This window comes from Kitasatospora sp. MY 5-36, assembly GCF_001182915.1.
GTDB lineage: Bacteria > Actinomycetota > Actinomycetes > Streptomycetales > Streptomycetaceae > Kitasatospora.
Window position 1 is genome coordinate 1 of sequence record NZ_LFVW01001172.1, and the last position, 1,527, is coordinate 1,527.

Below are 1,527 nucleotides of genomic sequence, written 5' to 3' on the forward strand. Positions count from 1 at the left end.
CGCGGCGGACCCCTGCCGCCAGGAGGTGCCCGGCGACCTGCGGCCAGGGGACGTCGGTGCGCCGTCTCAGCACCTGCGCCGCCCGGTGGTGCAGGTCGGCGCGTTCGGGGGCGGGGAGGCTCGCGGCCACGGCCCGGGCGGCGAGCGGCACGCGGAAGCCGTACCGCCGGGGGCCGAGGTCGGTCAGCACGGCCGCGGTGAGGGCGGCGAGGAGCATGCCGCGGACCGTCTCCGCCGTCAGGTCGGTCAGGGCTGCCAGTTCGGCTTCGGAGGCCGGTTCGCCCAGCACCGCCGCGGCGTGCACCAGCCGCCGGGCGTCCGCGGGCAGGTCGGCGAGTCGGCGTAGTACGGTCTCCGCCAGGCGTGGTGGGGCCTCCAGCGCCTCGACGGCGTCCACGGTCGGGCCGTCCGGGGCGGTGCCCGCCAGGACGGTGCCGGTCAGGACGGGCAGGACGTCCGCGAGCACCTGGGCGACGCCGCCGGTGACCGCGTACAGCCGCTCGATCACGTCGTCCGGGCACCGGGCGCCCAGGGTCCGTTCGGCCAACTCCCGCGCTGCCGCGGCCGGGAGCGGACCGGTCCGGATCCGGAGGACGGCGGTGCCGGGCGGGCAGGAGAGCGGCTCGCCCAGCAGGGGCCGGTCGGCCGGAAGGTCCTCGGGCCGCCAGGTGAGCACCAGGGCGCAGCCGTTCGGGAGGGTGCGGGCCAGGCGCCGGATCCGGCGCCTGGTGCGTTCGTCGGCCCGGTGGACGTCCTCCACGACCAGCAGGGTCGGGACGGCGGTCCGGGTCGGGTCGCCGAAGGCGTGCGTGAGGGCGCGGGTGAGGGCGTCGAGGGCGTCGAAGGTGTGCTGTGCGTCGTCGGATGGGCCGGCGCAGGTCAGGGTCAGGCAACCGGAGCCGGCCGGGTGCCGGCGGCGCAGCCCTGCCGCGAGGTGCGACTTGCCGGTGCCGGCCGGGCCCTCCACCAGCAGGACCGTCCCGGGGCGGGCCGGGTCGGCGAGGGAACCGTGGAGCACGGCCTTCCAGGGGTCGCTCACGCTCGCCTCCGCTCGTCCTGACGGTGCGTACGTCCTGGCGGTGCGTACGGGGCTGCGCCCGCCCGCCGGGCCCGATCGTGAGGATGCCCGCGGTTCGGGGTTCGGACGCCCGGGTGGGCAACCGGCGTTCAGGCCGGGTGGATTGATTGAGTATGGGTACTTCCGGCAGCCGGATTGTTTCGTGTCGGGGCCTGGCCCACGCTGATGGCCACCCGCTCCGTTCGCCGGTGACCGGATCCCCCCACGCATCCGGTCCGCTCCCCGGAGGGCGGCGGCTTCCACCCCCCTCGGGTTCCCCCACACTCAGGAGTGTCATGAGCACGACATCATCACGCCGTTCGTCCACGCTGAGGACCGCGGCAGCCGCCGCCGGCGCGTGCGCCCTCGTCGTCGCAGGTACCGTCCTCGCGCCTGGCGCTCAGGCGGTCCCGGCGTCGGCCCCGGCCCACGCCGCCCACCCGGCCGCCCCGCGGGCCGACGCACCGACG

At 77.0% G+C, this 1,527-nt stretch carries 1 pseudogene; it reads right to left on the reverse strand.

The features are described 5' to 3' along the window. Window positions 1-1,039 (reverse strand): annotated as a pseudogene (locus tag AE652_RS41140) (helix-turn-helix transcriptional regulator); the annotation flags it as partial. Window positions 1,040-1,527: the final 488 nt, after the last annotated feature.